The organism is Leclercia sp. UBA5076, from assembly GCF_002416465.1.
Taxonomy (GTDB): Bacteria; Pseudomonadota; Gammaproteobacteria; order Enterobacterales; family Enterobacteriaceae; genus Enterobacter.
In genome coordinates this window covers 129876-154536 of record NZ_DIAO01000015.1, presented here as the reverse complement: position 1 = coordinate 154536, position 24661 = coordinate 129876, and the positions used below count along the sequence as shown (strand labels likewise).

The 24661-nt window shown below is 55.1% G+C and carries 34 protein-coding genes; 14 read left to right on the top strand and 20 right to left on the bottom strand.

What is annotated here, in order from left to right; translation table 11 throughout:
* The first annotated feature begins 109 nt into the window (after positions 1-109).
* Entirely contained in the window at positions 110-454 is a 345-nt protein-coding gene (locus B3X29_RS15705; protein ID WP_039030004.1) for a DUF2002 family protein, read from the top strand.
* A 32-nt stretch (positions 455-486) separates the two neighbouring features.
* Here the strand turns inward: B3X29_RS15705 and alaE are convergent, their stop codons facing one another.
* A complete protein-coding gene (gene alaE / locus B3X29_RS15700) occupies positions 487-936 on the bottom strand; it encodes an L-alanine exporter AlaE (RefSeq protein ID WP_159340346.1) in 450 nt (149 codons plus the stop codon).
* A 629-nt stretch (positions 937-1565) separates the two neighbouring features.
* Here alaE and stpA point away from each other — a divergent pair.
* On the top strand, positions 1566-1970 hold the full coding sequence (gene stpA / locus B3X29_RS15695) for a DNA-binding protein StpA (RefSeq protein WP_103180858.1): 405 nt from the start codon (positions 1566-1568) through the stop codon (positions 1968-1970).
* A gap of 45 nt (positions 1971-2015) precedes the next feature.
* Here stpA and B3X29_RS15690 read toward each other — a convergent pair whose 3' ends face one another.
* Positions 2016-2195 (bottom strand): hypothetical protein, encoded by a 180-nt coding sequence (locus tag B3X29_RS15690; RefSeq protein WP_159340345.1) that lies wholly within the window; start codon positions 2193-2195, stop codon positions 2016-2018.
* A gap of 221 nt (positions 2196-2416) precedes the next feature.
* Here B3X29_RS15690 and B3X29_RS15685 point away from each other — a divergent pair, with 221 nt between their 5' ends.
* The gene (locus B3X29_RS15685) at positions 2417-2575 is read left to right on the top strand and encodes a YqaE/Pmp3 family membrane protein (protein WP_103180856.1); all 159 of its coding nucleotides are present in this window, start codon (positions 2417-2419) and stop codon (positions 2573-2575) included.
* Here the strand turns inward: B3X29_RS15685 and B3X29_RS15680 are convergent.
* Positions 2572-3501: a LysR substrate-binding domain-containing protein gene (locus B3X29_RS15680; RefSeq protein WP_103180855.1), complete on the bottom strand. Its 930-nt coding sequence runs from the start codon at positions 3499-3501 to the stop codon at positions 2572-2574. The two genes, B3X29_RS15685 and B3X29_RS15680, sit on opposite strands and share 4 nt — an antisense overlap.
* 319 nt (positions 3502-3820) lie before the next feature.
* Between B3X29_RS15680 and B3X29_RS15675 the strand changes: the two genes are divergently transcribed.
* The 6 genes from B3X29_RS15675 (at position 3821) to B3X29_RS15650 (ending at position 11439) form a co-directional block, all read left to right on the top strand.
* The gene (locus B3X29_RS15675) at positions 3821-4426 is read left to right on the top strand and encodes an ankyrin repeat domain-containing protein (protein ID WP_103180854.1); all 606 of its coding nucleotides are present in this window, start codon (positions 3821-3823) and stop codon (positions 4424-4426) included.
* Between the two features lie 105 nt (positions 4427-4531).
* Positions 4532-6073 carry an acyl-CoA synthetase FdrA gene (gene fdrA / locus B3X29_RS15670; RefSeq protein WP_103180853.1) on the top strand — a complete coding sequence of 514 codons (1542 nt, stop codon included), beginning with the start codon at positions 4532-4534 and terminating at the stop codon, positions 6071-6073.
* Positions 6073-7488: a DUF1116 domain-containing protein gene (locus B3X29_RS15665; protein ID WP_180209179.1), complete on the top strand. Its 1416-nt coding sequence runs from the start codon at positions 6073-6075 to the stop codon at positions 7486-7488. The genes fdrA and B3X29_RS15665 overlap by 1 nt, the downstream gene beginning before the upstream one ends.
* Positions 7489-7499: 11 nt before the next feature.
* A complete protein-coding gene (locus tag B3X29_RS15660; protein WP_156655140.1) occupies positions 7500-9053 on the top strand; it encodes a xanthine permease in 1554 nt (517 codons plus the stop codon).
* On the top strand, positions 9050-9997 hold the full coding sequence (locus B3X29_RS15655; RefSeq protein WP_159340344.1) for a carbamate kinase family protein: 948 nt from the start codon (positions 9050-9052) through the stop codon (positions 9995-9997). The genes B3X29_RS15660 and B3X29_RS15655 overlap by 4 nt, the downstream gene beginning before the upstream one ends.
* A gap of 53 nt (positions 9998-10050) precedes the next feature.
* The gene (locus B3X29_RS15650) at positions 10051-11439 is read left to right on the top strand and encodes an amidohydrolase family protein (RefSeq protein WP_159340343.1); all 1389 of its coding nucleotides are present in this window, start codon (positions 10051-10053) and stop codon (positions 11437-11439) included.
* Positions 11440-11684: 245 nt separating this feature from the next.
* Here B3X29_RS15650 and B3X29_RS15645 read toward each other — a convergent pair whose 3' ends face one another.
* Complete coding sequence (locus B3X29_RS15645) at positions 11685-12605, bottom strand: LysR substrate-binding domain-containing protein (RefSeq protein ID WP_103180848.1); 921 nt, start codon at positions 12603-12605, stop codon at positions 11685-11687.
* 281 nt (positions 12606-12886) lie between these two features.
* Here B3X29_RS15645 and B3X29_RS15640 point away from each other — a divergent pair, with 281 nt between their 5' ends.
* Genes B3X29_RS15640 through B3X29_RS15625 form a run of 4 tightly spaced genes read left to right on the top strand, consistent with a single transcriptional unit; the run spans position 12887 to position 16860 of the window.
* On the top strand, positions 12887-14218 hold the full coding sequence (locus B3X29_RS15640; RefSeq protein ID WP_103180847.1) for an MFS transporter: 1332 nt from the start codon (positions 12887-12889) through the stop codon (positions 14216-14218).
* A 36-nt stretch (positions 14219-14254) separates the two neighbouring features.
* Entirely contained in the window at positions 14255-15004 is a 750-nt protein-coding gene (locus B3X29_RS15635; protein WP_159340342.1) for an SDR family NAD(P)-dependent oxidoreductase, read from the top strand.
* 12 nt (positions 15005-15016) lie between these two features.
* Positions 15017-15862 carry a transketolase gene (locus tag B3X29_RS15630; RefSeq protein ID WP_156655136.1) on the top strand — a complete coding sequence of 282 codons (846 nt, stop codon included), beginning with the start codon at positions 15017-15019 and terminating at the stop codon, positions 15860-15862.
* On the top strand, positions 15862-16860 hold the full coding sequence (locus B3X29_RS15625; RefSeq protein ID WP_159340341.1) for a transketolase family protein: 999 nt from the start codon (positions 15862-15864) through the stop codon (positions 16858-16860). Before B3X29_RS15630 ends, B3X29_RS15625 begins: the two co-directional genes overlap by 1 nt.
* 37 nt (positions 16861-16897) lie before the next feature.
* Here B3X29_RS15625 and B3X29_RS15620 read toward each other — a convergent pair whose 3' ends face one another.
* Complete coding sequence (locus B3X29_RS15620; RefSeq protein ID WP_290557505.1) at positions 16898-17500, bottom strand: short chain dehydrogenase; 603 nt, start codon at positions 17498-17500, stop codon at positions 16898-16900.
* Between the two features lie 98 nt (positions 17501-17598).
* On the opposite strand from B3X29_RS15620, the gene B3X29_RS15615 reads away from it, so the two are divergent.
* Positions 17599-18486, top strand: a complete 888-nt coding sequence (locus B3X29_RS15615) for a LysR family transcriptional regulator (RefSeq protein ID WP_103180842.1) — start codon at positions 17599-17601, stop codon at positions 18484-18486.
* A gap of 27 nt (positions 18487-18513) precedes the next feature.
* Here B3X29_RS15615 and B3X29_RS15610 read toward each other — a convergent pair whose 3' ends face one another.
* From B3X29_RS15610 to B3X29_RS15545, 15 genes are all read right to left on the bottom strand, one after another.
* Positions 18514-18702, bottom strand: a complete 189-nt coding sequence (locus B3X29_RS15610) for a hypothetical protein (protein WP_159340340.1) — start codon at positions 18700-18702, stop codon at positions 18514-18516.
* 20 nt (positions 18703-18722) lie between these two features.
* Positions 18723-19283 carry an Ail/Lom family outer membrane beta-barrel protein gene (locus tag B3X29_RS15605; protein WP_159340339.1) on the bottom strand — a complete coding sequence of 187 codons (561 nt, stop codon included), beginning with the start codon at positions 19281-19283 and terminating at the stop codon, positions 18723-18725.
* A gap of 168 nt (positions 19284-19451) precedes the next feature.
* Positions 19452-19793, bottom strand: a complete 342-nt coding sequence (locus B3X29_RS15600) for a hypothetical protein (protein WP_159340338.1) — start codon at positions 19791-19793, stop codon at positions 19452-19454.
* Between the two features lie 42 nt (positions 19794-19835).
* Complete coding sequence (locus tag B3X29_RS15595; RefSeq protein WP_231736552.1) at positions 19836-20036, bottom strand: hypothetical protein; 201 nt, start codon at positions 20034-20036, stop codon at positions 19836-19838.
* The gene (locus tag B3X29_RS15590) at positions 20037-20171 is read right to left on the bottom strand and encodes a hypothetical protein (protein WP_259935557.1); all 135 of its coding nucleotides are present in this window, start codon (positions 20169-20171) and stop codon (positions 20037-20039) included. It abuts the gene before it with no gap.
* A 27-nt stretch (positions 20172-20198) separates the two neighbouring features.
* Complete coding sequence (locus B3X29_RS15585) at positions 20199-20555, bottom strand: hypothetical protein (RefSeq protein WP_103822626.1); 357 nt, start codon at positions 20553-20555, stop codon at positions 20199-20201.
* Between the two features lie 86 nt (positions 20556-20641).
* The gene (locus B3X29_RS15580) at positions 20642-21058 is read right to left on the bottom strand and encodes an Imm63 family immunity protein (protein WP_197080109.1); all 417 of its coding nucleotides are present in this window, start codon (positions 21056-21058) and stop codon (positions 20642-20644) included.
* 497 nt (positions 21059-21555) lie between these two features.
* Positions 21556-21975 carry an SMI1/KNR4 family protein gene (locus B3X29_RS15575; protein WP_103822619.1) on the bottom strand — a complete coding sequence of 140 codons (420 nt, stop codon included), beginning with the start codon at positions 21973-21975 and terminating at the stop codon, positions 21556-21558.
* A gap of 118 nt (positions 21976-22093) precedes the next feature.
* Positions 22094-22321, bottom strand: coding sequence for a hypothetical protein (locus tag B3X29_RS15570; protein WP_156655133.1), 228 nt, complete (start codon positions 22319-22321; stop codon positions 22094-22096).
* 7 nt (positions 22322-22328) lie between these two features.
* Complete coding sequence (locus B3X29_RS15565) at positions 22329-22577, bottom strand: hypothetical protein (RefSeq protein ID WP_103180834.1); 249 nt, start codon at positions 22575-22577, stop codon at positions 22329-22331.
* Positions 22578-22642: 65 nt separating this feature from the next.
* Positions 22643-22975 (bottom strand): immunity protein YezG family protein, encoded by a 333-nt coding sequence (locus B3X29_RS15560; RefSeq protein ID WP_103822616.1) that lies wholly within the window; start codon positions 22973-22975, stop codon positions 22643-22645.
* Positions 22976-23085: 110 nt separating this feature from the next.
* Entirely contained in the window at positions 23086-23547 is a 462-nt protein-coding gene (locus B3X29_RS15555; RefSeq protein WP_159340337.1) for a hypothetical protein, read from the bottom strand.
* 106 nt (positions 23548-23653) lie between these two features.
* Positions 23654-24136: a hypothetical protein gene (locus B3X29_RS15550; RefSeq protein ID WP_103180831.1), complete on the bottom strand. Its 483-nt coding sequence runs from the start codon at positions 24134-24136 to the stop codon at positions 23654-23656.
* 152 nt (positions 24137-24288) lie between these two features.
* Positions 24289-24444, bottom strand: a complete 156-nt coding sequence (locus B3X29_RS22605) for a DUF6966 domain-containing protein (protein ID WP_371816560.1) — start codon at positions 24442-24444, stop codon at positions 24289-24291.
* A complete protein-coding gene (locus tag B3X29_RS15545) occupies positions 24384-24587 on the bottom strand; it encodes a hypothetical protein (protein WP_103180830.1) in 204 nt (67 codons plus the stop codon). Before B3X29_RS15545 ends, B3X29_RS22605 begins: the two co-directional genes overlap by 61 nt.
* Positions 24588-24661 lie beyond the last annotated feature (74 nt).

Here is a 24661-nt window from a genome sequence, read left to right as displayed (position 1 = left end):
ATCTGAAGCCGGTCACGGCTTATCAGGCCGTTTATGGATTTTTCTGAAAGCACTGCTAATGCTGAATACGGTAAGGTTGCCCGGCAGGAAATGATAACGAGGAAAGAATATGTATTTACGACCCGATGAGGTTGCGCGCGAACTTGAAAAAGCGGGATTTACGGTGGATGTGGTAACACAAAAAGCATACGGTTATCGTCGTGGCGATAATTATGTTTATGTGAACCGGGAAGCCCGCATGGGGCGCACTGCGCTGATCATTCATCCGACGTTGAAAGAGAGAAGTCTTTCCTTCGCGGAGCCTGCTTCAGAGATGAAAACCAGCGACCATTACCAGCAGTTCCCGCTCTATTTAGGGGGCAATAATCAGGAACATTATGGTATTCCGCATGGTTTCAGTTCCCGCATGGCGCTGGAGCGCTTTCTGAAAGGCCTGTTTGGCGACTCGCAATAACGACGCGACTGGCTTTCGCCAGTCGCCGTGCTTCAGGCCTTGATCTGCTGGTACTGGCTCACTTTAAACAGACGTCGGCAGTAGTCGAGGAAATAGCCGTAGACGGCACCCATCATCATCGACACCACAATATTCGAGCTTACAGCAGTGGCGATCTGGTGCCAGTCTGCGCCCACCGTTAATAAAATGGCGACATATACCGGCGACTGGAAGGTAACATAGGCCACCACGTCCGCCAGATTTTTCATCCAGCCAGTAGATGAATAGCGGCGGGCAAAACGCATCACCGCATCGCGGTAGAAACCGTACGGCCATGCAATAAGGATGTTCACCGGCACGGCGACCAGACGTGAAGAAAGTGACTGCTCAAAGGTCATTCCGGAGAGGAATATTTCAATCAGCATGTTCACCACCGAACAGTAGACCACCATTGCAAATGTGTCCGCTACAGCGTGGCGCAGGCGAGACTGCCGTGAGAACATGTTCTGACTCCTGAAGATGATACGATAACGAGGCTAAAGCGGGTTGGGATAGTGCTTTAGTTTGCTTTGTTTTTCGTGTATAGCGTATCTCTCTGCATTAAAACTCTCAATTAGCGATAAATTTTTATTTAATGGCGTTTTGTCCGTAAAATTCTCTAAACGAACCGGTTTTGCCAGAACGGCGTTATTTTCTCTGTCCTGGTTATTTTTATCAATGTTAAACAATGACTTAAGTGGTTTTCTTTCTGCGCTCTGGCATGAGCTCTCTGCAGATAAGGTAAAACGCGCACCTCTCAAGCAACTTGTGTTGCTAAGTGGTCGCTATGTAGCGTAAAGCTCTGGAAGTGAGGGTTTGGTTTTATGCGAAACCAGTGAATGGCTATTCGTTTCGGGCGAGGGCGTCACCGCCATTGATGCGGGTAATAACACAGGACAAATAAATAATGGTTAAACGGCTACGCTGAATAAATCATACATTCTAAAAATAACCGCCGTTATATATTCTTTATTCTCAGATGTTGGGCTGGATTATATTTTCGTGCGGTATCGTCTGGATGTTTATAAACAAATGAATTACCATGAGCCGGTATTGATTATTTAGCAGACTTTTGAAAAGGTTTTCATATTATATGACTTCAACATTACACACTCTTAATAATATCCGTACACTCCGCGCGATGGCGCGTGAATTCTCTCTGGACGTGCTGGAAGATATGCTCGAAAAGCTGCGCATCGTCACGGAAGAAAAACGTAACGAGCAGGCTGAGATTGAACAGCAGCGTGCTGAGCAGCAGCAGAAAATTAGCGCTCTGCTGGAGATGATGAAAGCTGACGGTATTTCGGCCGAAGACCTGCTGGGTTCGGAACTGCTGAGCACCAGCGCGCAGCCGAAAAAGCGCAAACCGCGTGCTGCAAAATATCGCTATACCGATCTCGATGGCACTGAAAAAACCTGGACCGGCCAGGGACGTACGCCGAAGCCGATCTCCCTTGCGCTGGCAGAGGGTAAATCGCTGGATGATTTCCTGATTTAATCCGCGCAGACCGGGCGGATTGACACCGCCCGGTAGCACCGGCGCTTAGCAGACGCCGAAATCGCCATCTTCTTTATACAGCGCCACATCCGCTGCTTTCAGGGTGAACTTCTCGCCCTGCTCGTTACTTGTCTGCACCGCCACAATCTGATCTTCATGCACTTCGATGACTTTGAGTTTCGGGCCGCCCATGCGCGGCTGTACGAGATCGCCAACAGAAAACATAGTTACCTCCTTCTGATAGATGAGCTCCGAGCTTAGCCCAGGCGCAGGCCGCGGTACAGCGCGGCGGGTGGAATACCCCTTAATCGCCCGCATAAACCTGTGTAAAGAGGGTAAAAGAGGGTAAAACTTCACGCCAACGCTGGCAGCTATGCGTAGACTCGCTACTCTTAGAGTGAAAATCTCTTTTTTTACAATGACCTGACTGCTTGTATGGAGAATCTATGGGTTTCTGGCGTATCGTAATTACCATCCTGCTTCCCCCGCTTGGCGTGCTGCTGGGCAAAGGGTTTGGCTGGGCCTTTATCCTCAACGTCATCCTGACGCTGCTGGGTTACCTCCCCGGCCTTATCCATGCATTCTGGGTGCAAAGCCGCAGCTAATCCCGCCACAGTAAATCGCTGTAGATCCCGGTCAGCACCCCGTCGGGCGCGAACTGCTGTTTGATCCAACGGGTGACCAGACCGGTTGCCGCATGCTGCGTGGCAAGCAGCATGCGCGAGTCCTGGCGCGGATTATTGATGCGCCGCGTCACCAGTAGCCCCGCCTCCACCGCCTCTCTCGCCATATGTTCCGGTAAAAAACCGATTCCTTCACCCAGAATCTGGCACTGGCATTTAGTATTAAAATCCGGGACCAGGATCGCCTCCTGGCCGTGCAGCAGCCAGCCCACTTTCTTGTTAATGGTATGCGCCGTGTCTTCGACCATGATGTTGGGATACAGGCGCAGCTGGCTCTCGGCCAGCGGCTCCGGGGCCAGGGCCAGCGGGTGGTCCGGGGCGATGGCAAACACCCAGCGGATCGCGCCAATCTCGGTGTAATCGATCCCGCCGCCGTCCAGCAGGGTATCCGGCGCGCCAATGGCGATGTTCGCCTGATTATTGATGATCGAATCCCAGACGCCGTTATAGACCTCGGTAGTGACGGTGATCTGGCAGGTGGGGAACTGTTTCTTTAATACCTGCAACAGGCGGGCGGTATGGCGCGGCGTATAGAGCAGCTGGTTGATGCAGATCCGCACCCGCGTCTCAATGCCCTGGGAGATGGTATCTATCCCGCGCTTGATGGCATGGAAGTCATTCAGCAGGTCTACCGCCTTACGGTAAAAGTAAAAGCCCGATTCGGTGAGCTCGATGCTGCGGGTGTTACGCACAAACAGCACCACGTCGAGGCCGGTCTCCATGCGCTTGATGGTATAGCTGATGGCCGAGGTGGTGACCCCCAGTTCGGTAGCCGCTTTGCTGAAGCTGCTGAAGCGGGCCGCGGTAGTAAACGCCAGCAGGTTCTCTTCGGTAAAGATGGAATTCATATCATGGCTCCTGGCACCCATCAGTTTTGAACATATTTTAACAACGCGGTTACAACTCATTTGATGCCGGTCACAGTTCTGCGAAATTGCTGCGAGCCCCGCCGGGCAAGGGCTCGTTAACCATAAGCAGAATGCAGCGCGGGCGGTAAAAACGCGGCCAAAGATAAGAAAAAGATTGCACGGACGCACGTTTTGACCGGACTGTTAAATTTATCTCAACAATGAATTGCCTGTCGATGAATCATTTTTAAGCGGATTCTTTTCTGACCAGGCCATTGCTATGCTCACTCCATCAGAAAGGAAAACCCGGAGTGTGGATATGTCCAGCAATGAACTCGTTACTGAATTTCTGTTAGCCGCCGAACAGGGGAATGTCGAGGCATTAAACGCCTGTCTGGAAAAAGGGGTGGATATAAATGCCACCAACCGGCAGAAAAGAACCGCCATTATTATCGCCAGTCTGAATAAACACTATTCCTGCGTGGAGCGGCTGATTGCCGCTGGCGCAAATATCGACCAGCAGGATCAGACCTGTTTCAACCCGTTCCTGATTAGCTGCCTGACCAACGATCTCACCCTGCTGCGTCTTGTGCTACCGGCCAACCCGGATCTCGACAGGCTGACCCGTTTTGGCGGGGTGGGGATCACCCCGGCCAGCGAGAAAGGGCATCTGGAGGTGGTGCAGGAGCTGCTGGCCCGCACCGACATCAACGTTAACCACACCAACTTTGTCGGCTGGACCCCGCTGCTCGAAGCCATTGTGTTAAATGACGGCGGCCCTCGCCAGCAGGCGATTGTGAAGCTGCTGCTCGACCACGGCGCCAACCCGCATATGACCGATAAATACGGCAAATCCCCCCTCGAACTGGCGCGGGAAAAAGGCTTCAGCGAAATTGCCGACCTGCTGATCGCCGCCGGCGCGTAATACTCCCGGCCAGCCGTTTCGCGCTGGCCTGAATTAAAAATAGCTCTTGCCGTCATGCCTTCGGGCGTGATGTGGCCCCCTTTTGCCCGCATTCAGGAGGACGTAATGCCCACCAAAATCGTGATAAGAAAGAATACCTATTTTGATTCTGTTTCGCTGATGTCGGTTTCCACCAAAGCCAACAAATTGCCCGGCGTGGAGCAGGCCTTTGTTGCTATGGCCACCGAAATGAATAAAGGCGTATTAAAAAATCTCGGTCTGCTGACGCCGGAATTAGAAGACGCCAAAAACGGCGATCTGATGATCGTGATTAAAGGTGAGGCCGCCAACGACGAGACGCTGGCCGCCATCGAGGCGCTGTTTACCCGCAAGGAGCGCGCAGGCTCACACGAATCGCGCTACGCCACGCTCGCCAGCGCCAAAACCCACCGCCCGGACGCCAACCTGGCGGTGATTTCGGTCAACGGCACCTTTGCCGCCCGTGAGGCGCGCCAGGCGCTGGAGAACAACCTCAACGTAATGCTCTTCTCGGATAACGTCTCCCTCGACGACGAGCTGGCGCTCAAGCAACTGGCCCACGAAAAAGGACTGTTAATGATGGGGCCGGACTGCGGCACCGCCATCATTAACGGGGCAGGGCTCTGCTTCGCCAACGCGGTCCGTCGCGGATCCATTGGCATCGTCGGCGCCTCCGGCACCGGCAGCCAGGAGCTGAGCGCGCGCATCCACGAATTCGGCGGCGGCATCTCCCAGCTGATCGGCACCGGCGGCCGCGATCTGAGTGAAAAAATCGGCGGCCTGATGATGCTGGATGCTATCGCCATGCTGGAAGCGGACGAGGCCACCCAGGTCATCGCCCTGATCTCCAAGCCGCCAGCGCCTGCGGTGGCCGAGAAAGTGCTGGCCCGCGCCCGCGCCTGCCGCAAACCGGTCGTAGTCTGTTTCCTTGGTCGCAACGAGCCGCCTGCCGATGAAGCGGGATTACAGTTTGCCCGCGGCACCAAAGAGGCGGCGCTGAAGGCGGTGCTGCTCACCGGCATCAAACAAGAGTCCCTCGATCTGCACCCGCTCAACTGGCCGCTGATTGAAGAGGTGCGCGCCCATCTCACCCCGCAGCAGAAGTACATTCGCGGCCTCTTCTGCGGCGGCACCCTGTGCGACGAAGCGATGTTCGCCGCGCTGGAGAAATATGACGAGGTCTACAGCAACATCCAGCCGGACCCGGCTAAGCGCCTGAAGGACATCAACGTCAGCCAGGCCCATACCTTCCTCGATTTCGGCGATGACGATTTCACCAACGGCAAACCGCACCCGATGATCGATCCGACCAACCGCATCAGCCGCCTGTTGCAGGAGGCACGCGATCCGGAAGTAGGCGTGATCGTGATGGATTTCGTCCTCGGCTTTGGATCGCATGACGATCCGGTAGGGGTGATGATCGAGGCGATCCAGGAGGCGCAGGCGATCGCGAAGGCCGATCACCGCCCGCTGGTCATCCTCGGCTATGTGCTTGGCACCGACCAGGATCCCCAGTCGCTGGCGCAGCAGTGCCAGCGGCTCACCGACGCGGGCGTCATCTGGGCCAGCAGCAGCACCAACACCGGATTACTGGCACGTGAATTTGTCTTCAAAGGAGAGAAAGCCTGATGACCACCTTATTTAACCAGCCGCTGAACGTCATTAACGTCGGCATCGCCCTGTTCAGCGACGATCTGAAGAAGCAGCACGTCCCGGTCACCCATCTCGACTGGACCCCGCCGGGGCAGGGCAATATGCAGGTCGTTGAGGCCCTCGATCAGCTGGCAGAAAACTCGCTGGCGGAGAAAATCGCCGCGGCTAACAAGGTTGCGCTGGAGCGCATTATCCAGTCCCATCCGGTGCTGGTGGGCTTTGATCAGGCGATCAACGTCGTGCCAGGGATGACCCGCACCACCATTCTGCACGCCGGCCCGCCGGTGGCCTGGGAGAACATGTGCGGGGCGATGAGAGGGGCGGTCACCGGTGCGCTGGTATTTGAAGGCTTAGCCAGAGATCTGGAAGAGGCGGCGCAATTGGCCGCCTCAGGCGAGATCACCTTCTCGCCGTGTCACGAGCACGACTGCGTGGGGTCGATGGCGGGCGTCACCTCGGCGTCGATGTTTATGCATATCGTCGAGAACAAAACCTACGGCAACCGCGCCTTCACCAACCTCAGCGAGCAGATGGCGAAGATCCTGCGCATGGGGGCCAACGACCAGAGCGTCATCGACCGCCTGAACTGGATGCGCGACGTGCTCGGCCCGATGCTGCGCGACGCCATGAAGATCATCGGCGAAATCGATCTGCGCCTGATGCTGGCCCAGGCACTGCACATGGGTGACGAGTGCCACAACCGTAATAACGCGGGCACCACGCTGCTGATTCAGGCGCTGACGCCGGGGCTGATCCAGGCGGGCTACCCGGTAGAGCAGCAGCGCGAGGTGTTTGAGTTTGTCGCCAGCAGCGACTACTTCTCCGGCCCAACCTGGATGGCGATGTGTAAAGCCGCGCTGGACGCTGCCCACGGCATCGAGTACAGCACCGTAGTCACCACCATGGCGCGCAACGGCTACGAGTTCGGCCTGCGCGTCTCCGGCCTGCCGGGGCAGTGGTTCACCGGTCCGGCGCAGCAGGTGATTGGCCCGATGTTCGCGGGCTACAGGCCGGAAGACTCCGGGCTGGATATCGGGGACAGCGCCATCACCGAAACCTACGGCATCGGTGGCTTTGCCATGGCGACGGCCCCGGCGATTGTCGCCCTGGTGGGCGGCACGGTGGAAGAGGCCATCGACTTCTCCCGCCAGATGCGCGAGATCACCCTCGGCGAAAACCCGAACGTCACCATTCCGCTGCTCTCGTTTATGGGCGTTCCTACCGCCATCGACATCACCCGCGTGGCGGGCAGCGGTATTCTGCCGGTCATTAACACCGCCATCGCCCATAAAGATGCGGGCATCGGCATGATTGGGGCGGGCATCGTTCACCCGCCGTTTAGCTGTTTTGAAAAGGCGCTGTTGGCCTTCCGCGATCGCTACTTCCTTTAAGGTAAGCATCCATGAAAAGCATGAAACTGGAGTGGAAAAGAGGTGACTGGGCGGCGTACTTCGGGTTGATGACCAACAACCTGACGAACCTGCTGACCATGATGGGGCTGCTCATTTTTGTCGTCGGCATCCCGAAAGAGATTGTTTATGGACGTATTGCGCCAGCCTTCGGGCTGGCGGTGCTGGTGGCGAGCGTCTGCTACGCGTGGTTTGGTCTGCAGATGGCGCGCCAGACCGGGCGTAACGACGTGACTGCGCTGCCGTCGGGGCCGAGCGCGCCCTCGATCTTCACCGTCACTTTTCTGGTGCTGATGCCGGTCTACCAGCAGACCGGTGACGCGGATTTCGCCATCCAGATTGGTCTGGTGTGGTGCTTCGTGGAGGCGATGATCCTCGCGGGCGGTTCCTTCCTCGGCGAAACCATCCGCAAGATGATCCCGCGTACCGTGCTGCTCTCGTGCCTCTCCGGTCTGGGTCTGCTGCTGCTGGCGATGAACCCGATGTTGCAGGCGTTCGAAGCGCCGACGGTCTCCTTTATCGTCCTGCTGCTGATCTTCATCAACTGGTTCGGCAAAAAGCCGATCTTCGCCCGCATCCCCACCGGTCTCCTGCTGCTGATCGCCGGTACGGCCCTGGCGTGGATCTCCGGCCTGCAAAGCCCGGAAGCGATCAAGGCGTCGATGTCCTCCTTCGGCTTTAACCCGCCGGAAGTGCATATCGACAGCTTTATGCAGGGCCTGCCGCACGCCCTGCCGTATCTGGCCTCTGCCGTGCCGCTGGGGCTGGCCAACTACATCTTTGACCTGGAGAACATCGAAAGCGCCCACGCGGCGGGGGATGAGTACCCGACCCGCAAGGTGATGCTGGCCAACGGGCTCTCGTCCATGCTCGGCTGCCTGATGGGGAACCCGTTCCCGGTAACGGTCTACGTCGGCCACGCGGGCTGGAAAGCGATGGGGGCCAGCATCGGCTACACGCTGGCCTCCGGCGTCACCATGTTCATCGTGCCGCTGTTCGGGCTGGGAGCCTTTATGCTCGCCATCATCCCAATGACCGCCATTGTGCCGATTCTGGTCTTTATCGGCGTGGTTACCGCCAACCAGGTGGTGAGGGAGACGCCCAAAGTGGAGGTGCCTGTCATCTTTATCTGTCTCTTCCCGTGGATCGCCAACTGGGCGCTGACCATGATGAACAGCGTGATGGGCGCGGCGGGCACCAACGCGGCGAAAATCGGCACCGACGTGCTGCACAGCAAGGGCATTTACTACGAAGGGCTGATGCACCTGGGTAACGGCGCACCGCTCGCCAGCATGCTGTGGGGCTGTATCGCCATCTTCGCCATCGTCAACAAGCCGTTGCGCGGTGCCGTTGCCGCTGCGGTCGGTGCGCTGCTGGCGCTGTTCGGGGTGATCCACGCTCCGGTGGTGGGCTTTGCTGAGGGCAGTTCGCTGACCTTTGTGCTGGCTTACCTGATGATGAGCGGCATGTTTGTGCTGAAGCATGTTCTGGATAGCCGCGAAGCGGCAAGCGCGACGTCGGGCACCGTTATAAAGGACAACGTATGAAAGAGCTTATGGTCGTTGCCATTGGCGGCAACAGCATTATCAAAGATAACGCCAGCCAGTCGATTGAGCACCAGGCGCAGGCGGTGAAAGCGGTGGCCGAGTCGGTGCTGGAGATGCTGGCCTCGGACTACGACATCGTCCTCACCCACGGCAACGGCCCGCAGGTGGGGCTGGATCTGCGCCGCGCCGAGATTGCCCACGAACGGGAAGGGCTGCCGCTGACCCCGCTGGCGAACTGCGTGGCCGATACCCAGGGCGGCATCGGCTACCTGATCCAGCAGGCGCTCAACAACCGCCTTGCCGCCCGCGGGGAGCAGAAAGCGGTCACGGTGGTCACCCAGGTGGAGGTGGATAAAAACGATCCCGGCTTTACCCATCCTGCCAAGCCCATCGGGGCGTTTTTCAGCGAGACGCAGCGGGATGAGCTGCAACGCGCCCATCCCGACTGGCATTTCGTCGAGGATTCCGGGCGCGGATACCGCCGGGTGGTGGCCTCGCCCCAGCCGCTACGCATCGTTGAGGCGGACGCCATCAAGGCCCTGACGCAAAGAGGCTTTGTGGTGATTGGCGCGGGCGGTGGCGGCATTCCGGTGGTGCGTACCGAACAGGGCGACTACCAGAGTGTGGATGCGGTGATCGACAAAGATCTCTCTACCGCGCTGCTGGCGCGTGAGATCCGCGCCGACGTGCTGGTGATCACTACCGGGGTGGAGAGAGTGTGCATTAACTTCGGCAAGCCAGACCAGCAGGCGCTGGACACCGTCAACGTGGCGCAGATGACGCGCTATATGGAAGAGGGGCACTTCCCGGCGGGCAGTATGCTGCCGAAAATTATGGCCTCGCTGGAATTTCTGCACCACGGCGGCAAGCGGGTGATCATCACCTCGCCGGACTGCCTGCCCGCAGCCCTGCGTGGTGAAACCGGGACCCATATTGTGGCTTAACCCTGGCGGGCTTCCCGCCCGCTGTGTGAATGCGTAAGTAAAAGGACAAGACAATGAGTGAGAATAAAAGCCGCCGGGAGTTTCTCAGCCAGAGCGGCAAAATCGCCACCGCTGCAACCGCCTGCGCCCTGTTTGGCACTGCTGGCTCCGTCGCGTATGCTGCTGACACCGCAAAAGCGACCTGCGAGACGGGCAAACCGATGAACATCACCGCGACACACTACTATCTGGACAACGTGCTGCTGGAGGCCGGGTTTAACGTCGACGGCGACGTGGCCGTCAGCACCCGCACCGAACTGAAAACGCTGGAGATCAAGGAGGGCAAGATCGCTGCCCTGCGCGACAACAACAGCCACGCCGACGCCACGCTGCCGCACTACGATGCGGGCGGCAAACTGCTGTTACCGGCGATGCGCGATATGCACATCCATCTGGATAAGACCTTCTACGGCGGCCCGTGGCGCTCGCTCAACCGCCCGGCGGGCACTACCATTCAGGATATGATCCGCCTGGAGCAAAAGCTGCTCCCGGAGCTGCAACCTTATACCCAGGAGCGGGCGGAAAAACTGATCGACCTGATCCAGTCGAAGGGCTCCACCATCGCCCGCAGCCACTGCAATATCGAGCCGACCTCCGGGCTAAAAAACCTGGAAAATTTACAGGCGGTACTGGCCCGGCGTAAACCCGGGTTTGACTGTGAGATTGTCGCCTTCCCGCAGCACGGCCTGTTGCTCTCAAACGCTGAAAAGCTGATGCGTGAGGCGATGCAGGCCGGGGCGCACTACGTCGGCGGGCTGGATCCCACCAGCGTTGACGGCGCGATGGAGAAATCCCTCGACCTGATGTTCCAGATTGCGCTCGATTACGACAAAGGGGTGGATATCCACCTGCACGAAACCAGCCCGGCGGGGGTGGCGGCGGTGAACTACATGGTGCAGACCGTAGAGAAGACCCCGGAACTGAAGGGCAAGCTGACCATCAGCCACGCCTTTGCGCTGGCGACGATGAACGAACAGCAGGTGGATGAGATCGCCACCCGCATGGCGGCGCAGCAGGTGACGATCGCCTCCACGGTGCCGATTGGCACGCTCCACATGCCGCTCAGGCAGCTGCGTGACAAAGGCGTGTTTGTCATGACCGGGACCGACAGCGTGATCGACCACTGGTCGCCGTATGGCCTGGGGGACATGCTGGAAAAAGCGAATCTCTACGCCCAGCTCTACATTCGCCCGAACGAGCAGACGCTCTCCCGCGCGCTGGGTATCGCCACCGGCGACGTGCTGCCGCTGAACGACAAAGGCGAACGCGTATGGCCGAAGGCGCAGGATGCCGCCAGCTTTGTGCTGGTGGACGCCTCCTGCTCCGCCGAAGCGGTGGCGCGAATTTCTCCGCGTACCGCGACCTTCCATAACGGGAATCTGGTGTGGGGCACGGTAGGGTGATGTGAAGCCGGGTGGCGGCTACGCCTTACCCGGCCTACGAGGTAAAAGCAAACCTCGCCCCGGCCTTCCGGAAACGCTTCGGCGATTTTCAGCCGGACCAGGGAGCCGTTTTAAGTTCCTAATTTTTATGTGATCATTTCATTGCTTTAAAGGCAATTAAATTACCGGGGGTTCCTCAGCTCTGTGGGGAAGGGCATCAGACCGCACGTTCTGTAGGCCGGGTAAGGCGAAGCCGCCACCCGGCGTTACAGGTGATACCCCGACAGCCGCAACTCCCGGTCGATCCACTCGACAAACTGCTGGATCTTCCAGCTACGCTCGTTCATGTGCGGCATCACCAGATGATGGGCGTTTATGGCGATCCCCATGCTGTCCGGCAGCACCTGCACCAGCGAGCCATCGTTCAGATGATCGGTGGCCATCATTTTGCTTTCAAGAATAAATCCCAGCCCCATGCGCGCCGCCTCGAAGCTCATATAGGAGCGATCGAAGCTCAGGCTGAAGTTGAGCCAGGGCCGGTCGATATTGTGCCAGGCAAACCACTTCTCCCAGTTCACCAGGGTGCTGGTGGATGAAATCAGCGCCTGCTGTAAGAGATCCTGCGGTGACTGTACCGGATGCTCGCGCAGGTAATCGGGCGAGGCCAGCACCACCAGCGCGTCATTTTTAATGGTCATCACCCGGTAGGCGTCCCAGTCCGGGATGCCGTGGCGAATGTCGATGTCGATATTATCCCGGGCGAACTGCAGGTTCTCATAAGAGCAGGTGAGGTTGAGGATGATATCGGGATATTCGGCGCGGAACTTGCCCAGGCGGCGCAGCAGCCAGGATAAACCGAAGGTCGGGGAGGAGTGCACGCGCAGCACAGCGTTCTCCTTCTCTTTGATCACCTGCTCGGTGGCGCGCCCGATGGCGCTCATGGCCGCCGAGACCTCCCGCAGATACTTCTCTCCGGTAGGCGTAAGGGTGACCCCCTTGCCGCTGCGGATAAACAGCTTTTTGCCCATCCAGGACTCCAGGGAGGCGATCTGATGGCTCACCGCCGAGGGGGTGACGTTAAGCTGCTCGGCCGCCAGGTGAATGCTCAGGGAGTTGGCGACCGCGATAAAAGACTGAATGTTTCGCAGCGAAGGGATGGGGAGCGTCTGGCGATCCTGTGCGGGCATAACCGGTCCTCCTTGAAGATGTTGCGGTAAAAAAACATAACATTCTGACCCTGCACCGGCAATATTATTGCGGCTGAATGGATTAAACAGGATCCCCGCCACATTTTTAAAAAACCTATATCCCCATAAACGAAGCCGTTATTTTTATGACGCGCTTCGCGAATCAAATTTATCTCAGCAATAAATGAGTTTTATTGAATGGTGTTTCAAACGTAAGCCGATATATTGAGTTTGAACGCGAAATTAAAACGACTCACGTTGTTCGAATAATGAGGTAAAACATGTCTCGTATAGAACAAGCTGTCCCCTACATAGCCACTAAAAAAACCAATTACCGCTTCGTGGTGCTGGCGTTAATATTTATTGTGTATGCCATTAATTATGCAGACAGAACCAATATTGGCGCCGTGCTTCCCTTTATCATCGATGAATTTCATATCAATAATTTCGAGGCCGGCGCCATCGCCAGCATGTTTTTTTTAGGCTATGCCCTGAGCCAGATCCCGGCGGGCTTTTTTATTGCTAAAAAAGGCATTCGCGGCATGGTGGCCCTGTCGATATTTGGCTTCTCTGCTTTCACCTGGCTGATGGGCACCGCCACCTCGGTGCTGGGGCTGAAGTTTATCCGCCTCGGGCTGGGCCTGACGGAAGGCCCCTGCCCGGTGGGGCTGGCCTCCACCATCAATAACTGGTTCCCGCCGAAGGAGAAAGCGACCGCCACCGGCGTCTATATCGCCGCTACCATGTTCGCCCCCATTCTGGTGCCGCCGCTGGCGGTGTGGATCGCCATGACCTGGGGCTGGCGCTGGGTCTTTTTCTCCTTCGCCATTCCGGGGCTGGTGATTGCCGTGCTCTGGTATCTGCTGGTGCGCACCCGTCCCGCAGAGAGCCCGATGGTCTCTAAAGCTGAGTTGGAGACCATCGTCGGGGGGCAAAACGCAGCGGAAACCCGGCGGGAAAATATCGTGATTGAACCGCGCTTCAACCGCCTCGACCGGTTGATCCGCGTGCGCGAGCTGGCCCCGATAGAGACGGTAAAAGGTCTCTTCACCTCGAAGAATATTCTTGGCGACTGCGTGGCCTACTTCATGATGGTGAGCGTGCTCTACGGCCTGCTGACCTGGATCCCGCTCTACCTGGTCAAAGAGAAAGGCTTTACCTTCATGAGCATGGGGCTGGTCGCCAGCATGCCCTGCATCGGCGGCTTTATCGGGGCGATTTTCGGCGGCTACGTGTCGGACAAGCTCCTGGGCCGCCGACGCAAGCCGACCATGATGTTTACCGCTATCAGCACCGTATTAATGATGGTCATCATGCTCAATATTCCGCAAAGCACCGTGGCGGTGTGCGTGGGGCTGTTCTTCGTTGGCCTGTGCCTGAATATCGGCTGGCCCGCTTTTACCGCCTACGGCATGGCGGTGGCGGACAGTAAAACCTATCCCATCGCCGCATCCATTATTAATAGCGGCGGTAATCTCGGCGGATTTGTTTCGCCCATGCTGGCGGGTTATCTGCTGGATAAAACAGGAAGTTTTAATTCTGTCTTTATTTATTTCGGTATTTGCGCAGCCGTTGGCTTATTAATGATTACCCTGCTGGAAGAACCGAAATAATAAATTAAACACCTCTCAATATTTTGGAGTAAATATATGCTACTGAAAGATAAAGTCGCCGTTATTACCGGCGCGGCTTCCGCACGCGGTTTGGGTTTCGCTACGGCAAAACTCTATGCCGAACAGGGCGCGAAAGTGGTCATTATTGATTTAGATGCAGAGGCCAGCAAGCAGGCGGCGGCAAGCCTGGGCGAGGGGCATCTGGCGCTGGCGGCGAACGTCAGCAACGAGCTGCAGGTTAATGCCGCCATCGAGCAGGTGCTGGGCAAATACGGGCGCATCGATATTCTGGTGAATAACGCCGGCATCACCCAGCCGATCAAGCTGATGGATATTAAGCGGGAAAACTATGACGCGGTGCTGGATGTCAGCCTGCGCGGCACGCTCTTAATGTCTCAGGCCGTTATCCCCACCATGCGCGGCCAGCAGTCCGGCAGCATCGTCTGCATCTCCTCGGTGTCGGCCCAGCGCGGCGGCGGCATCTTCGGCGGGCCGCACTACAGCGCCGCCAAAGCGGGCGTGCTGGGGCTGGCGAAGGCGATGGCCCGCGAGCTGGGGCCGGATAACGTGCGGGTTAACTGCATCACCCCGGGGCTGATCCAGACCGACATCACCGCGGGCAAACTTTCGGACGAGATGAAAACCGCCATTCTGGCAGGCATTCCGCTTAACCGCCTCGGCGACGCGCAGGATATCGCCCGCGCCGCGCTGTTCCTCGGCAGCGATCTCTCCTCTTACTCCACCGGCATCACCCTCGACGTCAACGGCGGCATGCTGATCCACTAAGGAGACAGGATTATGACTGATACCACGATTCAACAGGTCGCTGCCGCCGCGTGGCGCATCCGCCGCTATGCCCTGCGGATGGGCGAAGTGCAGGGGCAGGGCTATATCGGCCAGGCGCTGGGCTACGCCGACGTGCTGGCTACCGCCTTTGCCCACGGCATGACCTTTAAGCCCGACGAGCCGGAGTGGGAAGGGCGCGACCGCTTCCTGCTCTCCCACGGCCACTACGCCATCGCCTGCTACGCGGCGCTGATCGAGGCGGGCATTATTCCCGAAGAGGAGCTGGAGACCTACGGCGCCGACGACAGCCGCCTGCCGATGTCCGGCATGGCTACCTACACACCGGGCATGGAGATCTCCGGCGGCTCGCTGGGGCAGGGCCTGAGCATCGGCGTGGGCATGGCCCTGGGACTGAAGCACAAGGGGAGTGATGCCTGGGTGGTGAATTCCATGTCCGACGGCGAGCTGGACGAAGGCTCCACCTGGGAAGCGGCGATGTCCGCCGCCCACCACGGCCTGTCGAACCTGATCGTGCTGGTGGATATCAACCGCCAGCAGGCCGACGGCAACTCCCACAAAATCCTCGGCTTTGAGCCGCTGGAAGATAAGTGGACCTCGTTTGGCTGGTACGTGCAGCGGGTCAACGGCAACGACGCGCCGGCGCTGGTGGCGGCGTTCGATAACGCGAAGCGCTATCCGGAGAATCAGCCCCGCGTCATTCTCTGCGACACCCTGATGGGCAAGGGGGTGCCTTTCCTTGAGCAGCGCGACAAGAACCATTTTATCCGCGTGGATGCTGACGAGTGGCAAAAAGCGCTCGCGGTGTTGGACGCGAACAAACCGGAAGGAGTGCAGTGATGAGCCAGACCACCGAGAAAAAACCGCGTTTAACCACCTCGGCGATGATCGCCTCTATTGCCGAAGAGGGGCAGGAGACCCGCGCCGCGCCGTTCGGCCACGCGCTGGTGAAGCTGGCGGAGCAGCGCCCGGAGATCGTCGGCATGACGGCGGATCTCTCAAAATATACCGACCTGCATATCTTTGCCCAGGCACACCCCGGGCGCTTCTTCCAGATGGGGATGGCGGAGCAACTGCTGATGGGCGCCGCGGGCGGGATGGCGAAAGAGGGCTTTATCCCCTTCGCCACCACCTACGCGGTGTTTGCCACCCGCCGCGCCTATGACTTTATTCATCAGGTGATTGCCGAAGAGCACCTGAACGTGAAGATCTGCGCCGCGCTGCCAGGGCTGACCACCGGTTACGGCCCCAGCCATCAGGCGACGGAAGATCTCGCCATTATGCGCGGCATTCCGGGCATGACGATTATCGATCCCTGTGATGCGATAGACACCGAGCAGGCGGTACCGGCCATGGCAGAGCACGATGGCCCGGTCTATATGCGCCTGCTGCGCGGCAAGGTGCCGGTGGTGCTGGACCAGTACAACTACCAGTTCAAAATCGGCAAAGCCGCGCTGCTGGAGGAGGGGAGCGATGTGCTGATTATCGCCTCCGGCCTGATGACCATGCGGGCGCTGGAAGCGGCGAAGCAGCTGCGTAAGGATAACATCAGCGTGGCGGTGCTCCACTCGCCCACCATCAAGCCGCTGGACGAGGAGACCATTCTGGCGCAGGCGGCGAAGCCGGGCAGGCTGGTGGTAGTGGCGGAAAACCACAGCAGCGTGGGTGGCCTGTGCGAGGCGGTGGCGTCACTGCTGATGCGCAACCGGGTGCAGGTCGATTTTGATACCGTCGCGCTGCCGGACGCCTTCCTCGACGCCGGAGCGCTGCCGACCCTGCACGACCGCTACGGGATCTCCACCGCGGCGATGGTGGAAAAAATCCGCCGCAGGCTCTGAACCTGAACGGGGCGAGGCCGACTCGCCCCGGTTACCATCAATACCCTACCTGATACACCCGTCCGCTCTGTACCCCTTCCACGCTGCGGCGATAGGCCTGGGCGACCGTTACGGCGGGCACGCTTTCGAAGCCCGGGAAGAAACCGTCGTAGGCTTCAGCCGATTCGGTGAGTACCGTCGGGCTAATCAGGTTGATGCGGATCCCGCGCGGCAGTTCGCAGGCGGCGGCGCGGACAAAGCCTTCCAGCGCGACGTTTACCGTGGTGGCATTCACCCCCTGGGCGATAGGCTCGTGGGCGACGATGCCGCTGATCAAAGTGATCGACCCGCCCTCATTCAGATAGTGCTGCCCGGTGAGCGCCAGCCGCACCTGGCCCAGCAATTTGTCCTGCAATCCCTGGTTAAACTCGCTGTCGGTCATGGTCGACAGAGGGCCAAAGTGCAGCCCGCCGCTGGCGGAGACAATCGCATCCACCGGACCGATCTTTTCGAACAGCGCCTGCACGCTGGCCTGGGAGGTGATATCTACCTGATGATCGCCTTTCGTGCGACCCACGCGAATGACTTCATGACGACGACTCAGCTCTTCTGTAACGGCCTGACCGACCGTACCGCTGGCACCAATAATGACGATTTTCATAGCCGACTCCTCTGTGTTGTGAGCCTTGATTGTTTAACAAACCAGAGAGCGGATAAACTGGGCTAAAGTTAGATCATTATTAACCAGAGGTTTGCAATATGGATAAGCTTCGCGGCATGGAGACCTTTATCGCGGTGGTGGAGAGCGGCAGCTTTACCGGTGCCGCCGCCCGGCTGGAGATGTCGGCGGTGATGGTCGGGAAGTATATCGCCTGGCTGGAGGCGCAGCTTGGCACCCGGCTGCTGGAGCGCAATACCCGCCGCCAGAGCCTGACTGACGCCGGGCGGGTCTGGTTCGAAGAGGCAAAGCGGGTCATTGAGCAGGTCGCCATCGCTGAACGTTCGGTGGAGCGTCTGCGTACCGCGCCCGCGGGCACGCTGCGGGTGACTGCGCCCACCTCGTTCGGCGGGTGCGTGATTGCCCCGCTGACTGCCACCTTTTTGCAGCGTTTCCCGGAGGTGCGCGTCGAGCTGGATCTCACTAACCGGATGGTCGATCTGGTGGAGGAGGGGGTAGATCTGGCGATCCGCATTGGCGACATCCACACCGAGGATCTGGTGGCGAAATACCTCTGCCCGTACCGGATGGTGATCTGCGCCGCGCCGGACTACTTAGCCCGCCACGGCACGCCGCAAACGCCGGACGATCTGGTGGAGCATCTTTGTCTCTCTCATACCGTCTGGACCGCACGCAACGAGTGGCGGCTGCCGGGAGTGGAAGGGGAGGTGCGCTGGAAGCGCGATGCGATCCTGCGCTGTAACGACGGATACGGTCTGCGGATGGCGGCGATTGCCGGCGCGGGATTGCTGTTGCAACCGGAGGTGCTGGTGGCGGATGAGCTGGCGAATGGACGGCTGATACGTGTTTTAGAAGGTTACACACCACAACCCCGACCGGTGCACCTGTTATGGCGTCAGGATCTACGTCCGTTGCCGAAACTCACGCGGTTTATTGAGCATATTATGCAGGCACAGTGCGGTTTGTAACGCCCGGCGGCGCTGCGCTTGCCGGGCCTACAAAAAGCTCAGACCGTTGGCCGGGTAAGGCACCGCCGCCACCCGGCACAACCGCACTGACCCGTAGGCCGGGTAAGGCATGGCCGTCACCCGGCACAACCGCACCGGATCGTAGGCCGGGTAAGGCATGGCCGTCACCCGGCACAACCGCACCGGACCGTAGGCCGGGTAAGGCATCGCCGCCATCCGGCATCAGGCCGCACCAATTAAAAACGGTAACCTACGCCCACATTCCAGCCGTCGATCCCGTAATCATCACCCAGGTCGGCAGTGGTGCCTTCGTAACCGACGTGGATCGCCAGCTCAGGCGTTGGGTTGAACTGTACGCCCGCGCCGTAAGCGAAAGAGGTGGATTTCTCATCGATGCCGTCGCGCTGGGTATAGTTGTCGCCGCCGTTCACCCAGGTAGTGTGGCCGTCTGCTTTCACGCGTGCCACGCCGCCCAGCGCATACAGGGAAACGAAATCATTCAGGCGATATGCCGGGCCTGCCATCAGAGAGTAATATTTCACTTCGACGTGGTTTTTAATGGAGTCGGAAGCGAGATAATAATGCTCGTCCTGATCGCCGCTCATATAGGTAAATGAACCCATCAGGCTGACCGGGGAATCCCACTCGTAGCGATACTGAACGTTCACGCCGCGGATATTTTTGAAGTCTTCAACGTTACTCTGCGCATAACCCACAGAAACAGTCTGATTATCCGCCAGAGCAGCCCCGCTTGACAGACTCGCCGCAACGCATACCGCCAGAGAGAGTTTTTTCATTTTCCGTAATCCTTGTTGTCATTTTTTATGTGTAATGCCATATATCCCCATCTGTCAGGCTGGAGATATTCCACTGCAAATTAAGGCGATAAAATTGTTGGTTTTTTTGGCAGGCGATGAAATAGGGAATAATCTTAAAGCCCGGAATAGTCCTGGAATTTGCCTCCCCTATATTGGTAGGGCGTCATATTTAAAGCTGATGCTTATTTTCTCTGCGGGTATTTCAACGGTGATATCGCAACCTGTCCAGGGCGCTTTACCCTGCATCATATTATTCTGAATATAATAGTCCCGCAGGTTAACTAACAGGAGCCGAAGATGATAACTGGCGAGCTTATCCGGCACGAACCAGTCCAGGTTATCCTGCTGATCAACATAATCATATTCATATTCACAGGACTCGCCATCTTGGGCTAATTTTGCGCGAGCAATGATTTTCTTCGCCTCAGCAGGACCGGCATCAACCAGTAATTGACCAATTTTATTATGCAGATCGTCTAAGTCGCCCATTTATTTGTCCTGAAGTTTTATTTAGTGCGAGATTATTATCTGTTAATCAGCATACTTAAAATCAATCTTGATTCTGAGCGTTTCAACATCGACCGTTATTTCGCAGGCATGCCAGAACGAAGGCTGTTTTGAGGAGATGTTATTAACAAAAAATGTCCTCAGCTCAACCAGAAGGTCCAGCAAATCAGCATTGGCCTGTGCGCCTGCAGTAAACCAGTTTGTCTCACCTGAGGTGCTGTCCACCTAATCAAACTCACATTTGCAGTGATCATTTTCGGGCGACAGCTCAGCACGCACGATGATGGTTGCGGCGTTATCGGGCGCTGCGGCAACTAAGACCGAGCCAATATCATTATAAATAGCCTGGGATTCGCGCATATTTTCATCCTGGGGTGACAAATCGTATTAATTAGGGCAAAGGCCGGTCGGCGCTTTAAGTGGGCCACACGCATCGTAACCGTACACCTTGTAGCCTTTACTTTTCATACAGCCTGAAATTTTTTCGTTCCTGGCAACGATCTCCTGAAGCGTTTGCTCCGGGCGGGCGCTACCACCGTTCCAGCTACCATCATCAAGATTGGCATTTTTAGGTACGCCACAGCTATAGAGATCGGCTTTACGCTGTTCATTATCGGTGTAACCGCCAGCACCTGGCTTCTGAAACGTTTGCGCATAGCGCACGTATTGATAGTCGGTTGAATCCATATTGCCAACAACACAGCCGCTGAGCATGAAACAGAACAGGATGGGGAATATTTTCATTTGCGGCTCCCTGTGATTGATAGCCATTACCTTGTCAAAATGAGCAGACATTTTCTGCGTCGGTGCTGATGCGATGCTGCCCTCAACTATGTATAGAGGCTATCGTCATAGGGTGCTTCAACCAGAATATTTTGAATTTCATTTCGTGCTTCCGACTCCCAGGCTGGGTTCATATTTGCCATTATTTCAATAAATTTTGGAAAAGCGATGCGCCTTCCATCTCTGCCTTCAACCCTGTGATCTAACTCATACTGGTATGCAATCTTATAGGCAAATTCGGAGATTATCCAATAAAGCAGCGTGTTTAAAGAGTGAGTGACTTTTCGGGAGAACTCATACCCTCTTTCTGAGTAAATATAATTATATGAACTATTTTCGAATGAAATATAGGGAGTGCCATCGCCATAGGGAGCAGAACACAGATTAACTGAATGTTTTGGAAAGCCTGCTCGCAAAATAATTTCATTAACTTGTTTTTGTATTTCATCAATGTTGACTAACATATTATTGAACCTCACTGCACACTATTTTAACGTTAACTTGATATTGCTACCATCAGGAACATCTCATATTTGCAATGCAATAGTGGCTCTTGCTTTCATTGCTATTGTCGATTTTTCTAAATAAAGATTATCTGGCTCATATTCGCCACCCACTACAAACGGAATTTTTGGAACCAGGCGATAGCCCGCTGGTATTGAACCATACTTCTTCTGCCATGCGTTTGCCAGTGGGTAGCCCGTTAATACCTCATAGTCTTCAAGAATATGTTTACACCATTCATTGATATCTGGTGCAAGATAATCAAAAGCACCTGTCTCTGGATCGAATGTGTATATTCCATCTTCTTTTATACAAAATTGACCGCCAAAAACATCTTCAGCGAAGAAGAGGGCGTTACGAGCAAGATCATCGTAACACTCAATCCATAAGCCTTTTCTACAGGTGCTCCAAAAATCATCTTTTATGGTGCCAGGGATTTTCAGGTAAAATAATTACCTTAGTTGCCATCGATCCAGACATCTTTCACCCAGGCGGCTAAATCAGGCCACTGCTCTTCACTATCACCATCGCCAGTCCAGTATCGGACACGACCTTGTTGATCTAAACAATAATAACTACCGTTATCTTCACATATCGGTAACCACGATTCAGGTACTCCAACTTCTTTTGCATCATTTATAGCCGTTAATAACTCGCCATAGAATTTTTTGTCTTCTGTGATAGACAACAATTCGATTGTTCCATAATAGATATTGCCAGCTTCCTTAAGAAGTTTCTTATAGTCAGGTGAAAAAGAAAAGCCTGTCTCTTCTTCATATTTAGAAATAAGAGCTTCATCCGGCAAAGGAATATTAGTTCTCTCGTTCCCGGATACAACCTTTAACTCTTCAATAACATTATTCAGGCTGTTAGTCATACCGTCACCTATTTGAAATCGTTAGCTCGCTGCTTCCACTAATCAGAGCGCCATCTGTTGAGTTGTGCACGATTTATACCAGAAGTTATGCTGTTATCGTTGTGGAAAGTTTGCGTCACTATCCGCAATAGGCCCATCCTGTCTTTGCAGCATAGGGTGCAGAAGCAGAGCTATCGTCCACCAACCCACCGGATAAGCCTGCCGCCAGCGCAGCGTTGACCACCGCGTGGGCGGCGGCTTTGCCCTCGATACGGGCAATATCCGCCACCCGATTACCAGTCTCGCCGATCAACTGCGCCTCCGGGAGCCATTCCTGCTCTTTCTCCTTGTCGCGCCTGACTGACAACGACTGGTCAACGCAAACCAAAGGTATCGGGCAGATCTTTGACAAAGTCGGACTCATCCCCCCGATACGCTTTCGCAATCTCTGTAAAGGAATCGATAACTCTCGCTTTCTCAGCGTCCGTTAGTCGCTGAAGCTCGGCGGCAATACGTTCCATCATTTCCACAGCGGCATCTGGATTGAGCGAATGGTCGTCAGTGAATTCAAGAAAAATGGTCATATCAGCGATAATTTTAATCAAATGATGCGAGTGAGTCATAGACCCTTTCCCCTTATTACTAACGTAAACCCAACATCCCGCCGGCAGGGGCGAGAGACTGTTTATTAACTCTCATACTTGAAGTCGATATTTATTTTCAGTGTTTCAATGTTTACCGTTACTTCACACCCATGCCAGAATGGCTTTTCTTGTGATTTAAAGTTATCAACAAAGAAATTTCTTAGTTCGACTAAAAGATCTAAAAGTCTTGCACTGGCATCTGCGGTTTCAGTGATCCAGTGCTGGTTACCCTGTTTATCTATATAGTTATAAGTAAACTCACCACAGTCACTTTCCGGATCTAACGTGGCACACAGAATGATTTTTTCCGCAGTATCAGGTGCGATCGAGAGCAGTACTGAACCAATGTCATTATAAATATCCTGGGATTCGCGCATCATTCCTCCTGACAGATAAATTTGCTCAAAGAGGGCAATATTTGTGCCCGTAATCGCTATACACCGATTCGGGCTAAAATTTGATTAAAATCGTTACAAATCATTGTGTTTTAATTTTTAATTAACGTTGCGTGACACAGATGATTATGCTCCGTGTACTGAATATGTACTGAGTGGTTCCCGTAATCATACTTTGACCATCCATTAATCCATCCAAGGAGCATGTCAACTTTGCCTTCGCCAGCCAAAGTGGGTTTTCCAAGCAATTTTGTAATGTATGCTCTGTCCATTCCCGCTTCAATTCCAGGGATGAAATTACCTGTAAACGGTGAATATTCATCTTCATTGCCAAAGTAAAAATGAATATGACTTAAGCAGTCTTTCCGAAACCCCATCTCGATACCCGAGTGGTAAAATTTATAGTACTTTGTTTTTCCATCCGGATCATTATATTCGCCAGCATCAGCTGATATAACCGGGGATTCACCGATAGCATGACACAGGTTGTTAACTCCAATAGAATCTTCCCTTTCACCAAGAACATCTATAAAACTAGCCCATTCCACTGTCATTTTATAACCCCATCTGGCGTGTACTTCTCAACTATAATATATCTTGTTTGTTAAAGAACAAATTTATAGCCAAAATTCCGCTAACAAAGTGCCAGGCAATTTAAAGTCAATTACGCCTATCAGAAAGTGTTTCAACAAAGTCATTATAGGCTTCATGAAGATGATAAAAATAAGCATCGGGCTCATTCTTAACAATCTCGTATCGTGCTAACAATTTTGTGAATAGCCCTTCGGGAACGGGATGAGGTGCGGCTTCGTTTTTATCACAATAAAAATAAAAAAACGCCTTTTCAAGTTCCGGGATAGAAAGTCTTTCCGCCTGGCTATAAAGATACTGATACGCGAAACTCCATTCACTGGACAGTAGTAAAAAATCAAGTGCGGCTGATTTTAGTTCATCATTGGCCTGGGACTGCTGCAAAAATCTCTGGCAATACTTTAGCGCCGTGGGTTGATCTTCCACAAGCAGCATGCCCAGATATTCCAGAGCATCCTCATTCGGATCGTTAAATGAATTGGATTCGACATAGCCGTTTGATTGGTAGCGATCTAACCCTGCCCGTAGTTGGTTAACTGATTTATTTGTCATTTAAAGGCCCCTGTCGTCACCGTCGATAATCGTTTCGTTCATTGTTCAGGAAGCAGAAATAATTTACATCATCCTGGCCACGTCATCGGGACAGAGCGAATTCACATCCAAATACAACCTTCCAGCCATAATCACCTTACCTTAATTTTTGTTCAGGAAAGAAGGTTAAACAGGTCGCGTCTGAGTTGATCGAGTTCATCGTTCTCACTCATCAAAACCTTTCCGTTTCTATACAGTACGAGATCGTTTAGAGATCCCATTCCACCATAGAGATTGAGAAAAATGTGTTTGGTATCATCAGGTTCCAGCTCATATTTTTTAGCCAGTTTACAAATACTACTGACCATTCGGCATAACCCCCTAATTCTAATAAAGTAGCCATGCGTTGCATTTTCTCTACGATTAGCGTCGTTTTCTCGATAGTCAATACCTTCACCTGTTCTTCGGCCATTTGCTCGGTGGGTTTACCGGGCACTTACCCCGTGGCGATGTCGCCAGGGGCGCTATTCTCAACAACAATCCCAG